A 16,560-nucleotide genomic window follows, 5' to 3' on the forward strand; every position below is an offset into this window, starting at 1 on the left:
GAAATTTATTCATCTGGTATCAGTCTTTTGGGATTACAATTGCCGCAATGATATATGCCCAGATTCCTGCTCCTCCAAAGCAGGTAAAGATGATCCACGCCAGACGTACCAGTGTCGGGTCAATATTAAAATATTCTGCGATGCCTCCACACACACCACACAGCATATAATTTACAGAGGATTTGTAAAGTCGTTTGTTATTCATAGAAATCTGCCTTCTTTCTTAAAATCTTAACTGTTCAGTACCCTCACAGTTGCGAGTCAAAATGCATTCCGAATCACCTCGCGGGATACTACCTTCTGAATAGTTACCTCTTATTCTGTAAATGTAACCGTGATGTTACCCACACCGCAGTTCAGTTCCATATCACCCTTTGCATTCGGGTTTGTAATTTCTTTACTGTGTCCGATACCGCTGTAGGAACTGCCGCCGATCTCTACCTCACCGGCCGCACAGGAAATCTCATAATTATAATCTGTTTCTCTGCCTGAAATATTCAGTTCGATATTTCCCACTCCACAGTCAGCCTCCAGTTCCTTTGTATCCAGTTCTGACAGTTCTACGTTTCCTGCTCCAACTTCAATACTCACTTCTCTGGCTGTAAGCCTGCCTGTATTGGTAAATTCTCCGGCTGCCACGGAAACATCCAGCTCACCGGTGTTAAATCCATCCTTCAGAGTGACAGTTCCTGCGGCGATCTCTATGGATGTCTCATCAAATGTATAACCCTGAGGATAAGATACCAGGATCTTTCTGTCCTGTGTTCTTCCGGTTGTCTCAAGGACCAGACTACCCTCATCCTTACCAACCCTTACCTTATCCTTCTTCGCACCGGATACTTCTATACGGATCCTGTCTCCGTCATAAGGCTGAAAACTGAGTTCTCCTGCACTTAAAGAGAATTCCAGATCAGCAGACGAATCTGTCTCAAAAACTTCTTTGTCCTTATCTGTTTCTGTCGGTTCAAGGCGGGATATTTCATCCCAGTCCTCATCCCAGACATCACTGCCCGTTGTCCAGGCTGACTTTGCAACCTTCTTAATGGTCGTATTAACTCCGTACCTTGAAAGATCAAAGCCTGTGATCGTAGCTCCCATAGCTACACCTCCTATACAAAGACCTATACCGGCAACTCCCAGACCCAACGCTGTTTTTAAAAGAACTCTGGAAATTTTTCTCATAATCCCGCCTCCTTTTTCATATTTCTGTTAACAAGCCGACTACAAAAATCTACAAACTTCCGAAGCAGCATCGGCAGAACCCTGGTAGCCGTCCAAATCAGAAATACCAGACCTACCAGTGCCACTGCAAGAACTATGCAGCCGATTCCGGCTCCCAGAATGCCAAATCCTACGCTGCCGGAAAAGCATGCTCCGATACCGGCACCAAAAGCTGCGATTCCGACTGCAAAAAGCACCAGTACCGCTGCACCGATTCCAAACACAATCAGAAACGGAAGAAGTGCCAGGGTGACAATAACTCCAAGAATTCCGCCAACCGCTCCCTTGATAAGCGGAGAAACAAACACCAGAAGGATCAGTGCCAGGATCACACCTGCATTGCCTCCTTTACGTTCAGCGTGATAGCCACGCTCTGCACGGCCGCCTCTCTTCTGCATCATCTCCGGCTCCGGTCTGACACGCTCATCCTCAAACCCCTTCTCTGTGTATTCTCCGTAATCCTGCGAGCTGTCCTTAAGATCAGCCTTGATGATCGCGGCCACCTTACCCGGACTTCCCAGTTCCCTGATCACATTTGCTTCCTGGTCTTCCCCGGCGTCATCAAAATAACTCTCATAATAGTCAAGAGCCTCCTGGCGTTCCTCCTCCGAGATATCAGAAAGCAGTTTCTTCAGTTGCTCCATAAACTGCGCTCTGTTCATAACTCTATGCCTCCCTCAAACAATTTCGAAATCTTCGTTGAATAATTCTTCCACTCAACTCTGTAAAGATTCAGCTGTGCTGTTCCCTTCTCTGTGATCTTATAGTATCTGCGATTCCTGCCCGCATATGCCATATCATATGTCTCCAGACATTCATCCTTCTGAAGTCTGCGAAGAACCGGATATAGTGTGGACTCAGATACCTCCAGCACGCTCCGCACATCCTGGGTGATCTTGTAACCGTAGGTTCCTTCCTCCTCCTTGGAAACTACCGCCAGTACGATTGCATCCAGAAGTGCTGCACCTGTATTAAATACCATGTTCTCACTTCCTGTTCATATATTCTATAATATTATTGTTATGTATAATATTATTTTGTTACTAATACTATATAATATATAATATAGTTTTGTCAATAGTATTTTCTATTTGGCCGGCCTGATTTATACTTTTATCGTAGTTTGATAGCTATTCAGAAGGTAGTATCCCGCGAGGTGTTTTGACATGTTTAGCTGTAAACAGTTACAATTGTTCCACAGGATACAATCCTTCCGATACTTTAATAAAACAGGAGATTTTTATGTCAGAACAGAATATTACAGAACTTCTTCATCCTGCCTTTCTTGCACGAATGAGAGAAATGCTCGGCGATGAATACGATTCTTTTATCAGAAGCTATGATTTACCAAGAACCTACGGTCTTCGCGTCAACACTTCCAAGATCAGCTGCGAGGAATTTGAAAAACTCGTTCCGTTCCCGGTAACGCCGATTCCCTGGATTCCAAACGGTTATTTTTATCCGGAGGATGTGCACCCGTCTTACTGTCCGTTTTATCAGGCAGGGCTTTATTATCTTCAGGAACCCAGCGCCATGACTCCTGCATCCTGCCTGCCGGTCCTCCCCGGCGAAAATGTGCTGGATCTCTGTGCCGCCCCGGGTGGTAAAACAACAGAGCTTGGCGCACGGCAAAACGGCGAAGGACTTCTGGTCGCCAATGACATCAGTGCTTCTCGTACCCGTGCCCTGCTTCGCAATGTAGAACTTTTTGGCTTCACCAACACCTTTGTCGCCAACGAGACACCTGCCCGCCTCAGGGAACGCTTCCCGGAATTTTTCCATAAAATCCTTCTGGATGCCCCCTGCTCCGGCGAAGGAATGTTCCGCAAGGAAGAAGCTCTTGCCAGAGACTGGTCTCCTGAGAAATCCAGGGAGCTTGCCGGTATACAGCGGGAACTGATCCTTCAGGCTGCCGATATGCTCCGTCCCGGTGGACAGCTTCTTTATTCCACCTGTACCTTCGCGCCGGAGGAGGATGAGGGCGTTGTCTCCTGGCTTCTTGAAAATCGCCCGGAAATGGAACTGATCGAACTCCCATCCCATGAAGGATTCACTCCAGGCGTTCCGGACTGGGGCAACAAAGATCCTCGTCTCAGCCGCTGTGTACACCTTTTTCCACACAAAACGCAGGGAGAGGGACACTTCATGGCACTGTTTCAAAAGGAAGGCCGCACAGATCTGATCGCCTCCCCGTCCTTAGCAAAGCCAAATCCGGAAACTCGGAAATGGCTGGAACTTTTCCTGAAAGAAATCGGCCTTAAGATGCTCGGCGGAAAGCCTTTTGACTGGAACCGGGTGGAGACGCGAAAGGACAAGGTGTATTATCTTCCGCCGCTCACCGGCGATTTCCGCGGACTGACCTTTCTTCGAAACGGACTTTATCTCGGTGATCTCAAGAAGAACCGCTTCGAGCCGTCAGAACCTTTTGCACTGGCTCTGCATAAAGGTGATGCCGAAGCAGTCATTTCCCTCTCCGTGTCGGATGAGCGTCTGACACGTTATCTGAAAGGCGAAACCCTGAATATCGAACCGGAAGAAGCAGCCCATGCAAAGGGGTGGCATCTTCTCTGTGCAGACGGCTATCCCATCGGATTCGGCAAGCTGGTCGGCCAGACCCTCAAAAACAAATATCCCGCAGGCTGGAGAGTTTGATACTCTCCAGACGCGGGATATTTCCATCTCATGCCTTACAGCAGTAATTCCTTACGAAGTGCAAAGGAATAAATATATTTCTGTTTTACTTTTTTGTGGAGCATCCGTTCCAGTGCCGAGGCATAATCCTCCAGCTGTGTCTTATATCGTTCGATCAGCTTATTTTCTTCTCCCCGGGCAATCCGGTCAGTCTTATAGTCCACCAGCACAATGTCCTCACCTTCCAAGAAATACGCATCTATGATTCCCTGTACAAGAACCGTCTCATCGCCGCTCCAGGAAGCGTCCAGTTCCTTCCTGTCTACTTTCATCACAAACGGCTGCTCCCGGTAAAGTTTCTTATCCTGTGCCGCCCGCTTCATTCTCTGTCCCAGTTCTGACTCTGCAAAACCAAGGATATCTCTTCTGTAGATGCATTCGCCCTCCTGCGGTGACATCTTGTGCTCTTCCACCAGGGTTCTGATCTGTCTGTCAATCTCCCGGATTCCATCCAGACGAGTATAATCCAGACATTCCATCACCCGGTGATAGGCTGTTCCACGAGCTGCTCCCTGCGTCACTTCTCTCTCGCCGGAAATAAATCCCGGTACGATCTGAACCATCTCCGACTCCGGATAAAGAGCAGATTCTTTTTCTTCCTCGTCTGCATATTTTCGTTTTTTCAGTTCTGAAACACTTACCTTCACCGGCAGTTCTCTGAGGTATGCATACGGATAACTGAAGTCAAATTTCTCTTTCAGCACCTGCCGGATGTTTTCATCGTAAATTTTTTCACTGTCCCATTCCCTGAAAAACGCTTCCCGAAGCTGTGCATCTGTCTGATCCAGTATCTCTCCCTGTACCAGTTCTCCAAGTGTCACCTTGCTAATCAGAAAATCTGCATTTTCTTCACAGATTTTTTCCGGCTTCCCAAAAATCCCGTACTCCGCCAGAAGTTCTTTCATTGCCGGATGACGGACCAGTGCCGGAAGGATATAGGACCAGTAGCTTCTGGCTTCCGAACGCACGCCCAGTGGAAGCAGGGTTTCTTCACTGTGCATATAACGGGACACGCTTCTTAATGCAGCCTCTATATTCCCCATCGAACCGGTGATAATAAGTTTTTCTTTTGCTCTGGTCAGTGCCACATAGAGAACTCTCAGCTCCTCTCCCAGGCTCTCTCTTTTCAGTTCCCTTCTGATGATCTGCTTCTGCATTGCCGATACGATCAGTCTCTTTTCCGGAAAGATCGCATCCACCCCAAAGCCAAGCTCCGGATGAATCAGAAATTTCGCATTGATGTCCTGGAAATTAAACTGTTTTCCCATCCCTGCCGCAAACACGACCGGGAACTCCAGTCCCTTGCTTTTGTGGATTGTCATGATCTGCACAGCACCGCTGCCTGCATCTGCCAGATTGACTTCACCGAAATCCACCTCATATTTCTGAAGCTTTTCAATATAACGGATAAAGTTAAACAGTCCCCTGTAACTGGTTTTTTCATAATCCATTGCCTTTTCGACCAGCATATGCAGATTTGCCCCTCTCTGTGCACCTCCCGGAATTGCCCTTGCATATCTGCCATATCCCGTGTCTTTGAGAATGTACAGGATAAGCTCATGGATCGGTGTATAAGCCGCCATATCACGAAATTTTGTGAGCTGGCTCAAAAACAGTTTCAACTTCTGCACAAGTCGGAGTTTTTCCACGTTTTCTTCGGATATTTCCTCTGCCTTTTCCACGTAAGCGCAGATACTGTCATATACTCTTCCATCCGGACATTCACTTCGAAGCATCGCAAGCTCCTGTGCCGTACAGCCTACAATCGGAGAATGCAGTACGCCTGTCAGCGGAATATCCTGCAGCGGATTGTCACAGACTCTCAGATAGTTAAGAAGTGTTACCACCTCCTGTGCAGAAAAATATCCTGTTCTCGACGCAGAGTACACCGGAATCCCTCTTGAACTTAAAACCTGGCTGAAGGTTTCTGACCAACCCGTGGCACTTCGCAGAAGAATCACAATATCTCCATACCTTATCTCGCGATATTCTCCAGTTTCTTTATCCAGGATCCTGTCCTTTCCGATCATCCTGTGGATGCGCTGTGCGATTGCCAGGGCTTCCATCTCTCTCGCATTTTTCTGCTCCTGCTCATCCTGTGCTTCCTCGCCGTCTTTTTCTACAATGAGAACCTCTGTGCGGACAAACTCCGGATCTTCTCCTTCCAGAAAGGATGCTCCCGGATACAGAGCATTATCGTCATCATAAGTGATTCCTCCAAGATCCTCTCCCATGATCTGACGGAATATATAGTTGACAGAATTCAGTACCTCTGCACGGCTTCGGAAATTTTTGTGCAGGTCGATTCTCTGTTCCTCGCTGTCTTCCAGAGAATAACTATGATATTTCTCCATAAAAAGCTCCGGCCTTGCCAGACGAAAACGGTAGATGCTCTGCTTGACATCACCTACCATAAAAATATTTTTGCGCTTTGACACCCAGCCGGATACCATCGTTGTGATAAGCTCCTGCACAAAGTTACTGTCCTGATATTCATCCACCATGACCTCTTCATACTTTTCGGATAATTCACGGGCCGCCTGTGTGGGTATCAGTTCTTCATCCACTTTTTCGACAAGTATCCGAAGTGCAAAGTGCTCCATATCCGTAAAATCCAAAAGATTTTTTTCTCTTTTCTTCCTGGAAAAAGCCTCCTTAAACTGACGTGTAAGCTCTGTCAGTCCTTCCAGCGGCTCTCTTGCACAGGCGATCAGTTCCAGAAGGATTTCTTCCTTCTGATTAAAAAACTTCGTCGAAAGCTCTTTACAGATTTCTTTTTCTTCATCCCGAAGTTCCTTCGCCTGCTCTTTTTTGAACGGATCTATGGAACTGTCCCTCTTTGCTGAAAGTTTCGCAAACGTATGACCTGCGAGAGTCTCTGCCACCTTGTCATAATCTCTGGTATCCTTAAGCCGTCTTATCTCTCTCCAGAAATTCAGATCGTCTGCCAGTGCTTCCTCATAGATATAGGGACCGTCCGGCTCTTCACACAGTCTTCTGGCACTCTCTGCCAGTGCTTCTGCCTGTATGACCTTTTCATCCAGCGTTTCCCAGAGAAGACGGATCCAGTTTGTTTTGCGGAGATCTTCTATGTTTTCCACCTGATAGACATTCAGACATTCTTCCAGCCACTCTTCCGGAAAAGGATGACTCATCGCCGCATTATAAAGCTTATAAACCATCTCTCTGATCTCATCATCGGATTTTCCTGATGCATAGCACTCAACCAGACTCAGAAATTTCGGATCTGCTTTCTCATATGCCTCTTCCAGAAGATCCTTCATGACATCTTCCTTGAGAAGCTTCAGTTCTCCCTCTTCTGCAGTACGATATCCCGGATCAAGATCCACCATATGAAAGTAATTCCGGATGATATAGGAACAAAATCCATCGATCGTCGTGATCTGGGCATTATGGATCAGTGTTGCCTGCTTCTGCAGATGTTCATTGTCCGGATTTTCGTACAATGCCTGATCGATCGCATTGGAGATTCTCTCTTTCATTTCTCCTGCCGCCGCTCTTGTAAATGTCATGATCAGAAGCCGGTCGATATCCACCGGCCTTTTTGGATCCATGATCTTACTTAAGATCCTCTGTACCAGGACGGCTGTCTTTCCGGAGCCGGCTGCCGCACTAACCAGAATATTTCTGTCACGCAGAGTGATAACCTTCCTCTGCTCCTCGGTCCACTTCATTCCCATCTCACTCTGCCTCCTGTTCAAAATTCTTCCAGACTTCCTCGTCTGCAAACTGCTTCAGTCTCCGGAATTCATAGCCCGGGATCTTACGGTCAAATCCACAGCTGCCCTGGTATGCACAGTAGGTACAGGCATTTTTGTTTCCTATCTCATATGGAGAGGCATCTGCCTTTCCTGTCAGGATAGAATCCTGTACTTCTGTAATCTTTTTCTTCACATAGGCATTCAAAAGCCGGAATCTCTGAGGACTTGCCACAGAAGAACCCTTACGCAGTGCCCCCTTTGTCGTATAGGACAGAGGAAGGGAGGCAACCGATGCATCCAGCTTCTGGATCACATCCGGATCAGAGGATACCAGCCCATTCATCTTCAGTTTTTTCATAATCTCCGGATCCAGTTCATCCAGATCTTCCTGAAGCGTTTTCTGTATCATAGGATCCTTGACATTGTAATAAAAAATTCCTGCCGGCTCTACTTCACACTCCGGGTAGAGCCTCTTTTCTGCCTGCATGGCCGCATCCATATAGACCACCAGCTGCAGCTGCAGTCCATAATAAATACTCACCAGGTCAAAAGAAGTGTTTCCTGTCTTATAGTCAATGATCTTCACATAAACCCGGTTGTCCTCTTTCAGAGTATCCAGTCGGTCGATCCTTCCTCCACCTATGGAAACCTCAAATCCTTCCGGCTTAAACTTACCGTTTTTGAGCTGCTCCTGCAGTGCCCATACCGTCCTTCTCAAGATTCTTCTGGTACGTTCGATCATATAGTGGTTTCTGAAACTGCTCTGAAGGATCGTATTTCCATAATCTGCCGCAACCTTGTCCAGACACTCATCCGCGATCTCATCCCTCACTTTATCATCCAGACTGCTCCAGTCCAGTTTCTTCCTTCTCAACTCCACTGCAAAATTTTCCAGGGCCTGATGAATGACATTTCCCATATCCATCGCCTTGAATTCATATTCCACTCGTTCTGTCACGGCAAGTCCATATTTCAGGAAATGTGCAAATGCACATGCCGAAAAACGTTCCAGCCTTGTCGCCCCGTGCGGAGAAACTTCCCCATACAGTGCCTTCGCCACACTCTCGCTGATTTTATCCTCCGGTTTTCGCAAAAACACTGCATCCGTCAGTTTTTCAGCCAGTGGTCTGTACTTTGGACTTCTCAGATACCAGCTGTACAGTTCCTGAAAAACAGGACTCAGTTCATCTGTATTTTCCTCTGTAAGTCCTTCCAGAAGATATTCTATCGAGGTTTCCGGTGTCTCCAGAAGCTCCATCTGACTCTCCGGCTGATCTGCCCGCACTTCGTTAAGCTTCGGGAACATTCTTTTGATCGTATGGATCAGAAAAGCCGGACTGCTGGCTTCTCCTCTTCCATTCGACTGACTGTAGGAAAGACACAGCTGTTCCTTTGGCTTTGTCAGGTTCAGATACAGATAAAACCGCTGCATGTTCATAAGCTCTTTTGGTCCCGGTGCAAGCTCCATACCCTGATCCTTAAAGAACTCTCTGTCCATCTCTGTCAGGATTCCTCCTGTCTGTGTGTTTTTTGGAATATTTCCCTCATTCACTCCGACAAAAAACAGGGCTCTTACATCCTTCAGTCGTGTACGCTCCATATCACCAACCAGAACCTGATCCATGCTTGGAGGAATCAGTGCAACCTTTGCCTGTGTCATTCCCGTTTCCAGAATCTGCAGAAACTCCTCCGGAGAAACCATCTCATCACCAAGAATCTCTGCCATCTTATCCAGAAGTTCCATCATGATCCCAAAAATCTGGGCATATTCCTTCTCCATCGACTTGTTTCCAAGCTCACCAAAGTAAAGCTCCTGTGTCTGAAGTTTTTCCTGTATCTTGCTCTGTACGATAAATTCATACAGACACCGGCAATATTCTTCCACCGTTTTCTTTCTTCCGGAAAAACCTTCAGCAAGAAGTCCCACTTCTTCTGCAAATTTCTCACGGATCTCATTGATCTCTTCCATCTGTTCCGGATCCATGCCCCGATAGACACGCACCCATTTCTCCTGCCACTTCCGGATTCCCCGGATTCCAAGTGCGATCACATAATTCTCCAGCATATCTGCTTCTTTGCGGGAAATATCAGACATTCCACAGCGCAGATAACGGAATACACTCTCATAGCTGAACCCCTGAACCACCATCTCCAGTGCCGCCCTGAGATATTCTACAAATGGATTCATAAGAATGGAATGTTTTTCATCAATAAAATATGGAATTCCGGCATCCTCAAAGACCTGCCCTGCCACACTTCCATATTCCTCAAGATTTCCGGTGATCACTGCGATCTGACCATAATGATAATCCTTCTCTCTGACCAGCCGCAGAATTCTTCTGGCTGTTTCTTCCATTTCCTTCTCCGGATCCCGTGCAGAAAAAATCTGAATCTCCTGCTGCTCTTTCTCATAGACACTCCTGTGATAACGGAACAGATGCTGCTCCAGAAAATCCAGGGCCGGAGAATCTGCAAATCGAGACTGTTTTCCCGGTGCGATCCAGACAGGTTCTTCCATATCTTTTGTGAGTTCTGCAAGAGACCGGATCATCTTATGACTCATATAAAACAGTTCATGCGGCTTTCCCATCGCCAGAAACTGTTCTCTGACATCCATGGTCACTGTCACAGAAACCTTTGCACAGACTGCCAGAAGTTCCCGGAGAACTTCCATCTGGACCGGCGTGAATCCTGTATAACCATCCAGCAGAACGACACTTCCCTTCAGTTTCTCGGAAAACGGGATTTCTTTTGCCAGAACCTCCAGCACTTCCTCCGCCGTCATAAAATGCCCGGAAAGATATTCCCGGAAAGCCTGATACAAAACCTTTACATCCTTGAGTTTCATCTGGAGAAGCGTTTTGTCCTCACTCTCACGTATCATCTCATCCAGTTCTTCTTCCCTGATCTCATACTGCATAAACTCTGAGATCAAAGATTTTATTTCATCCAGATAACCTGTTTTTTTCATCTGGTTCTTCAGATATCCCAGTTCCTTCTGATTCATCTGCACCAGCTTCTGAAGTACCATATTTTTGCCGGTTTCCTCCATAAGCCTGCGTGTATCACCGCCTACCTCTTCAAACACGCGATAGGCAAGGCGGTCAAAGCTCAGGATATCAATGTTCAGAATGCCGCCGTCCGGGTGCATTTCCACCAGCGTCTTCTGCGTCTGCATGGTGAACTGCTCCGGAACGATCACATAATAAAGCCTGTCCGGATTCATCCTGGCATCCCGGATAATATTTCTATATGCGGTGCTGGATTTTCCCGCACCGGAATTTCCTATAATAAACTGCAGGGACATATTTTCCACCCTTTCCTGTTGACAAAAGTAACATAAATTCAGACAGAGCCTAATAGGATATATAAAAAGCATCCCTCAATGTGCTCTGCAGATTTAGCTATACCGGGGTACCGCAGCCGCGAATCAGGAGGCGCAGACTATGAGTTCCAAAACAAAAATCATCGTCTTACATATGAAAGAGGTCATCTACACCTGTATCTTTCTTCTTCTCCTCATTATCCTGGGTGTACTGGTATTTTTTATGTTCGGTCCCGGAAAAGCAGCGAACACTTCAAAAAAGACCGATTCCAGATATACCCCCGGCATTTATCGTACTTCCATACAGTTAAATAATAACTCCTTTGATCTGGAAGTAGCTGTGGATGCTGACCGCATCCGTTCCATTCATCTGGCAAATTTAAGTGAAAGCACCTCCGCTATGTTTCCTCTTGTAGAACCGGTTCTGGATTCTCTTGCCAGCCAGATCTATTCTACACAGTCACTGGAGAATCTTGATTATGCCAGTGACCAGAAATACACCGCGCAGATGCTTATCCATGCGATCGAAGAGACTGTCCAGAAGGCAGCTTCTTCCTGAAAAATACATTGAGGTGTGATAAATCACACCTCAAGTTCCTCAATCTGTTTCATCCAGAGTTTTGCACATGCATCACTCGGCATTCTTAAGTCTCCCCTCGGAGAAACTGCTACACTTCCTACTTTCGGGCCATCCGGAAGACAGGAACGCTTGAACTGCTGCATAAAAAATCTCCGATAGAAGGTTTTCAGCCATTTCAGGATCACAGCATCATCATATTCTCCCTCAAATGCAATCTTTGCCATACGGAAGATCTTCTTCGGTGGAAATGTCCAGCGAAGCATATAATAGAGAAAGAAATCATGAAGTTCATACGGTCCCACGAGATCCTCTGTTTTCTGTGAAATCACACCATCCTTTGGCGGAAGGAGCTCCGGACTCACCGGAGTATCCAGAATGTCCAGAAGAATCTCTGCAAGCTTTGCATCCTCACAGGTATCTGCATAATATCTTACCAGATGACGGACCAGGGTCTTTGGTACGGATGCGTTCACTGCATACATGGACATGTGGTCTCCGTTATAGGTCGCCCATCCAAGAGCAAGCTCGGAGAGGTCTCCTGTTCCGATCACAATACCGCCGGACTGGTTTGCAATGTCCATCAGAATCTGTGTACGTTCGCGTGCCTGTCCGTTCTCATAGGTGACATCATGTACCTCAGGATCATGTCCGATATCGCGGAAATGAAGATTTACCGCCTCACGGATATTTACCTCCTTAAGCGATGCTCCAAGGCATTTACTTAACTGGCAGGCATTGTTATATGTCCGGTCTGTGGTTCCAAAGCACGGCATGGTTACTGCCGTGATCTTCTCTCTTGACATTCCAAGCATGTCAAATGCACGGACAGTCACCAGAAGTGCCAGAGTAGAATCCAGTCCGCCGGAGAGACCGATCACTGCATTCTGGCAGTGGATATGTGCAAGACGTTTCTTAAGTCCCATCGCCTGAATGTTCAGGATCTCATCGCAGCGACGTTCTCTTTCTTCTCTGACTCCCGGTACGAATGGTCTGGAATCAAATTTCCGTGTAAGTTCTGTGGTTCCTCTGCTGATATTAAAATAAACTTCATTATAGAATACATCCTGCCCTTCCGGAGCCAAATCCGATACAAAACGACAGGTTGTCATTCTTCTTCTCTCATTCTCCAGTCTGTGGATATCCAGATCTGCATAGAGTGCACCGTTTACAAAACGTCTGCTCTCTGCAAGGATTGTGCCATTTTCTGCAATCAGATTATGTCCTCCATAGACAACATCCTGTGTGGATTCTCCCTCACCTGCAGTCGCATAGATGTAGCCGCAGAGGAGTCTTGCAGACTGTGCACTTACCAAACTTCTGCGGTAGGAATCCTTACCGACAACCTCATCGCTTGCAGACAGATTTACGATCAGGTTTGCTCCATGATAGGCGTGTGCCACACTTGGCGGATTCAAAACCCAGAGATCTTCGCATATTTCTGCTGCAATCCTGAGCTTTGGCATATCCGGACAGGTAAACAGTATGTTGGATGAAATCGGGATATCCTGTTCCATCAGTTCTTCTTCATCTTCATCAATATAATCCGGGTCGTCCTCAACCTCTTCCAGTTCCTCGAATTCCGCTTCCTCCAGTGCTTCGATCTCTGCCTCAAGATCAAATTCCACATCGTCATTATCGTCAAGTTCATCCATATGGCAGAATCCATAATCTTCTGTGTGGACAGTCACTGTTCCGTCCACATTCTCTCCGGAAGTAAAATATCTTGCCTCATAGAATTCATTATAGTTCGGAATATGGATCTTCGGTACGAAACCGAGCACCTCTCCATGATTCAGACCAGCTGCCACATTATAAAGCTTGCCCTTGTATTCCAGCGGAAGTCCTACGAAAATCAGTGCCTCTACATCTTTTGTCTCTTCTGCAATGCGGAATAACTGTTTCTTTGCTTCCTCCAGAAGGTTTTCCTGCCAGAAAAGATCCCCGCAGGTATACGCTGTGATGCATAATTCCGGGAACACCATGACCTTTGCTCCCTCTGCTTCCATCTCATGAACCATCTTGATGATTTCCGATGCATTGAATTCACAGTCTGCCACCTGTACATCCGGTGTTCCTGCTGCTACCTTGATAAAACCGTCCTTCATGTCCCTGTTCCTCCTTTATGTGAACAATTACCCTTTATTTACATTTTCTGAGGATTTCTTTAAGTTCTTCTACGCTGAATTCATAATTTGTGTTGCAGAAATGACAGTTCAGTTCTATACTCTTACCTTCCTGGATCATCTCATTTAAATCTTTTCTTCCAATGCTGATCAGTGCTTTTTCCACACGCTCTTTGCTGCAGTTGCAGTAGAATTCTGTCGGGATTCTGTCGTTGATTTCAATATCGAAGCCCTCAAGCACCTGCTCCAGAAGACTCTCCGGAGTATGTCCCTGCTCCAGAAGTGTTGTGACAGACTGAATCTTCTGTACGTTTTCTTCCAGCTTTGCAATGGTGGCTTCCTCTGCAAAAGGCATGACCTGAACGATAAATCCTCCTGCCTGACGTACCGTATTATCTTTATTCATCAGAACACCAAGTCCCACCGCAGACGGAACCTGCTCACTTGCTGCGAAATAGTAGGTCAGATCCTCTGCGATTTCTCCGGTCTGAAGTCCTACCTGTCCAACATATGGTTCTTTGAGTCCCATATCCTTTATGACCTGAAGGAATCCGTTTCCGACTGCTCCTGATACATCCAGTTTACCGTTGGCATTTGCCGGAATGATCACATCCGGATTTCCCACATATCCTTTTACTCTTCCTTTGGAATCTGCTGTTACTGTAATTCCCTCGATCGGACCGTCACCCTTTACCTGAAGAGTCAGGATATCCTTGTCACCCTTCATCATAATTCCCATCATGGCCCCGCCTGTCAGAAGACGGCCAAGTGCTGCTGTTGCAACCGGGCTGGTGTTATGATCCTTTCTTGCTGTCTCTACTGTCTCTGTTGTAACCGCCGCAAACGCACGTATCTGACTGTCTGCCGCAATTGCTCTTACTATATAATCACTCATGAATCTTACCTCGTTTCTTATTTTGCTTTTCCTTTTTCTCTTGCGATAAAGAATAATCTCTCACTGTCGTCGGCTGCCGGTCTGCCTGTATATGCATCGTACACCTCCAGAAGTTCCATTCCCGCCTCACGGATCAGTTCTTCTATCTCCTCCTGTGCGTAAGCCTTCTGGCAGTGAACCTCCTCTGCCTTCTCATAAAGGCCGTCCTCTCTCGGAAGAAAGACTGCCAGTTCATAGATATTCAGTCCATTTTCCGGGTCATAGCTGTTGTCCCAGATAAAGCTCCCTTCATCCCGATTCTCCGCAATGGTGGTATCTCCAAGAATATCTCTGTATTTATGTATTGTGTTCATATCAAACAGAAAAAGTCCCTCCGGATCCAGATAATTATTGACCAGACGGAAAACCTGAAGAAGTTCCTCTCTCTCCGTAATGTAATTCAGACTGTCACAGACACTGACTATGGCACGGACAGTTCCATACAGTTCAAACTCCTGCATATCCTGCTGAAGATACAGAATATCCTGTCCGGACTCCATTCGTTTCTCCATAGCCTCTGCAAGCATCTCTCCGGAATTGTCCACTCCAATCATATCATACCCCCTGTCTGCAAGCAATCCCGTCATCGTTCCGGTGCCGCAGCCAAGTTCCAGTACCAGACCATCCTCGATGCCATATTTCTTAAGATGATCTGTAATATAGTCTGCCCATTCTTCGTAATCGATATTGTCCATGAACAGATCGTAAACCTGTGCAAATTTCTCGTATGCGCCCATAGTCGTCTCCCCTGCTTTTATTTTATGAGGAAAAAGGCAGATGATCGCTCACCTGCCTTTTTGTTCTCAGCTACTGAAGCGGCAGCTGATTCTGTTCTCTTTGTGAATTATTGCGGAACAGGCATATAATATACGTCTGCACCCTCACCGTGCCAGTAATAGCTTGTGCCGTTCTCATCATATGCATCTTCATCACTGGTGAAATTATAAGTATTTCCATCAAAGTCAACCCAGCTTCCGTTTCCATCCGGTGTGATTACAAGCGGATGTCCGTCAGAGTTACGATAGATGGTTCTTGTCTCATCTGTGTTGGAAAGCTGTTCATCTGTAAATCCTGCAGAATTGGAGATTGTTGAACCGGAATCACCGGAGCCATCGTCATAGCTTTCGGATCCGTCACTGCTTCCATCAGTACTTCCTGTAGTATCCGCTGCACTGCTGTCAGCTGCGGCTGCAGAAGTATCTGCTCCGGCTGCATTGCTGTCAGTTCCTGCAGCTGCATTTGCATCAGAAGAAGCTTTCGCATTATCTGTCTTGGTCTGAGCTGCTGCCTGCTTCGGTGCAGCTTCTTTCAGAGAAGAATCTCCAAGGATCTGGAAAGAATCTACAGCTGCTTTCACTTCGGAAAGAACATCTTCCTTCTTAACAGATGCCTCGATGCTGTAGTATTCTGTGTCATTTGCAATGACTTTATGGAGTACATACAGACTTCCATTGCTCTTCTCAGTATTCAACATCTTGGTTGTATAGGTGTAAACACCAATGCCGTTGACATCCTTGGAATTATACTCCTGGATCTCAAAGTCAGTTCCCTCTGTCTTGTCTCCGTCTGCCTGCTCAAGAGAAGTGGCCATATCCTGTGAACTCGGGATCACAGTTGCCGCCATTGTATCCTCTCCCTGTCCGTGGAGGATCAGGATGTTGCCTTCGTCCGGAGATTCAAAGCTGAGTGTATTCGTCTCATCTGTCTTATTTGCCCAGGTTGCATTCGGCAGATTGATCGCTACGGATTTGTCTGCTGATGTATAGGTAGTAGCCTGTACATTCGGAGCGATCGTCGGTGTCGGTGCCGGTGTCTCGGTTGCAACCGGTGTAGGTGTTACACTTACTGCAACAGATTCATCCGGATCTGCTCCGCCAAAGCCGCAGGCAGCCATGAAAACAGATGCTGATATGGCAATTGCTGAAATCGCAAGTATTCTTTTGTTTCTCATAATACCCTCCTTA

12 protein-coding genes are annotated in these 16,560 nt (G+C 46.7%); 2 read left to right on the forward strand and 10 right to left on the reverse strand.

Annotated elements, in window-relative coordinates:
• Positions 1 to 19: 19 nt before the first annotated feature.
• From LIR34_RS05575 to LIR34_RS05590, 4 genes are all read right to left on the reverse strand, one after another.
• Entirely contained in the window at positions 20 to 205 is a 186-nt protein-coding gene (locus LIR34_RS05575) for a PspC domain-containing protein (protein ID WP_161283891.1), read from the reverse strand.
• Positions 206 to 315: 110 nt separating this feature from the next.
• On the reverse strand, positions 316 to 1,182 hold the full coding sequence (locus tag LIR34_RS05580; RefSeq protein ID WP_173902220.1) for a DUF4097 family beta strand repeat-containing protein: 867 nt from the start codon (positions 1,180 to 1,182) through the stop codon (positions 316 to 318).
• Positions 1,179 to 1,883, reverse strand: coding sequence for a DUF1700 domain-containing protein (locus LIR34_RS05585; RefSeq protein WP_173902221.1), 705 nt, complete (start codon positions 1,881 to 1,883; stop codon positions 1,179 to 1,181). Before LIR34_RS05585 ends, LIR34_RS05580 begins: the two co-directional genes overlap by 4 nt.
• Positions 1,880 to 2,203, reverse strand: coding sequence for a PadR family transcriptional regulator (locus LIR34_RS05590; protein ID WP_161283888.1), 324 nt, complete (start codon positions 2,201 to 2,203; stop codon positions 1,880 to 1,882). The genes LIR34_RS05585 and LIR34_RS05590 overlap by 4 nt, the downstream gene beginning before the upstream one ends.
• A 260-nt stretch (positions 2,204 to 2,463) precedes the next feature.
• Between LIR34_RS05590 and LIR34_RS05595 the strand changes: the two genes are divergently transcribed.
• Positions 2,464 to 3,873 carry an RsmF rRNA methyltransferase first C-terminal domain-containing protein gene (locus LIR34_RS05595; RefSeq protein WP_173902222.1) on the forward strand — a complete coding sequence of 470 codons (1,410 nt, stop codon included), beginning with the start codon at positions 2,464 to 2,466 and terminating at the stop codon, positions 3,871 to 3,873.
• Positions 3,874 to 3,908: 35 nt separating this feature from the next.
• Here the strand turns inward: LIR34_RS05595 and addA are convergent, their stop codons facing one another.
• Together addA and addB are read right to left on the reverse strand one after the other, a co-directional pair.
• A complete protein-coding gene (addA, locus tag LIR34_RS05600; RefSeq protein WP_173902223.1) occupies positions 3,909 to 7,613 on the reverse strand; it encodes a helicase-exonuclease AddAB subunit AddA in 3,705 nt (1,234 codons plus the stop codon).
• Between the two features lies 1 nt (position 7,614).
• Positions 7,615 to 10,941 (reverse strand): helicase-exonuclease AddAB subunit AddB, encoded by a 3,327-nt coding sequence (addB, locus tag LIR34_RS05605; protein ID WP_173902224.1) that lies wholly within the window; start codon positions 10,939 to 10,941, stop codon positions 7,615 to 7,617.
• 139 nt (positions 10,942 to 11,080) lie between these two features.
• On the opposite strand from addB, the gene LIR34_RS05610 reads away from it, so the two are divergent.
• Positions 11,081 to 11,518: a hypothetical protein gene (locus tag LIR34_RS05610; RefSeq protein ID WP_161283885.1), complete on the forward strand. Its 438-nt coding sequence runs from the start codon at positions 11,081 to 11,083 to the stop codon at positions 11,516 to 11,518.
• 23 nt (positions 11,519 to 11,541) lie between these two features.
• On the opposite strand, the gene LIR34_RS05615 is transcribed toward LIR34_RS05610, so the two are convergent.
• The 4 genes from LIR34_RS05615 to LIR34_RS05630 form a co-directional block, all read right to left on the reverse strand.
• Positions 11,542 to 13,644 carry an NAD(+) synthase gene (locus LIR34_RS05615; protein ID WP_173902225.1) on the reverse strand — a complete coding sequence of 701 codons (2,103 nt, stop codon included), beginning with the start codon at positions 13,642 to 13,644 and terminating at the stop codon, positions 11,542 to 11,544.
• A gap of 34 nt (positions 13,645 to 13,678) precedes the next feature.
• Positions 13,679 to 14,557, reverse strand: a complete 879-nt coding sequence (gene hslO, locus LIR34_RS05620; RefSeq protein ID WP_161283883.1) for an Hsp33 family molecular chaperone HslO — start codon at positions 14,555 to 14,557, stop codon at positions 13,679 to 13,681.
• A gap of 17 nt (positions 14,558 to 14,574) precedes the next feature.
• On the reverse strand, positions 14,575 to 15,333 hold the full coding sequence (locus tag LIR34_RS05625) for a class I SAM-dependent DNA methyltransferase (protein WP_173902226.1): 759 nt from the start codon (positions 15,331 to 15,333) through the stop codon (positions 14,575 to 14,577).
• Between the two features lie 107 nt (positions 15,334 to 15,440).
• Positions 15,441 to 16,547, reverse strand: a complete 1,107-nt coding sequence (locus LIR34_RS05630) for a PsbP-related protein (protein WP_173902227.1) — start codon at positions 16,545 to 16,547, stop codon at positions 15,441 to 15,443.
• Between the last annotated feature and the right edge of the window lie 13 nt (positions 16,548 to 16,560).

This window comes from Blautia sp. MSK17_66 (assembly GCF_020538025.1).
In the GTDB taxonomy this organism is placed as follows: domain Bacteria; phylum Bacillota; class Clostridia; order Lachnospirales; family Lachnospiraceae; genus Blautia_A.

Bases quoted from the DNA above. Each gene is read 5' to 3' on its own strand.
- LIR34_RS05595 (WP_173902222.1), top strand. From the start codon at position 2,464: ATGTCAGAACAGAATATTACAGAACTTCTTCATCCTGCCTTTCTTGCA.
- LIR34_RS05630 (WP_173902227.1), bottom strand. From the start codon at position 16,547: ATGAGAAACAAAAGAATACTTGCGATTTCAGCAATTGCCATATCAGCA.
- LIR34_RS05585 (WP_173902221.1), bottom strand. From the start codon at position 1,883: ATGAACAGAGCGCAGTTTATGGAGCAACTGAAGAAACTGCTTTCTGAT.
- addA (WP_173902223.1), bottom strand. From the start codon at position 7,613: ATGGGAATGAAGTGGACCGAGGAGCAGAGGAAGGTTATCACTCTGCGT.
- LIR34_RS05610 (WP_161283885.1), top strand. From the start codon at position 11,081: ATGAGTTCCAAAACAAAAATCATCGTCTTACATATGAAAGAGGTCATC.
- LIR34_RS05575 (WP_161283891.1), bottom strand. From the start codon at position 205: ATGAATAACAAACGACTTTACAAATCCTCTGTAAATTATATGCTGTGT.
- LIR34_RS05580 (WP_173902220.1), bottom strand. From the start codon at position 1,182: ATGAGAAAAATTTCCAGAGTTCTTTTAAAAACAGCGTTGGGTCTGGGA.
- LIR34_RS05590 (WP_161283888.1), bottom strand. From the start codon at position 2,203: ATGGTATTTAATACAGGTGCAGCACTTCTGGATGCAATCGTACTGGCG.
- LIR34_RS05625 (WP_173902226.1), bottom strand. From the start codon at position 15,333: ATGGGCGCATACGAGAAATTTGCACAGGTTTACGATCTGTTCATGGAC.
- hslO (WP_161283883.1), bottom strand. From the start codon at position 14,557: ATGAGTGATTATATAGTAAGAGCAATTGCGGCAGACAGTCAGATACGT.
- LIR34_RS05615 (WP_173902225.1), bottom strand. From the start codon at position 13,644: ATGAAGGACGGTTTTATCAAGGTAGCAGCAGGAACACCGGATGTACAG.
- addB (WP_173902224.1), bottom strand. From the start codon at position 10,941: ATGTCCCTGCAGTTTATTATAGGAAATTCCGGTGCGGGAAAATCCAGC.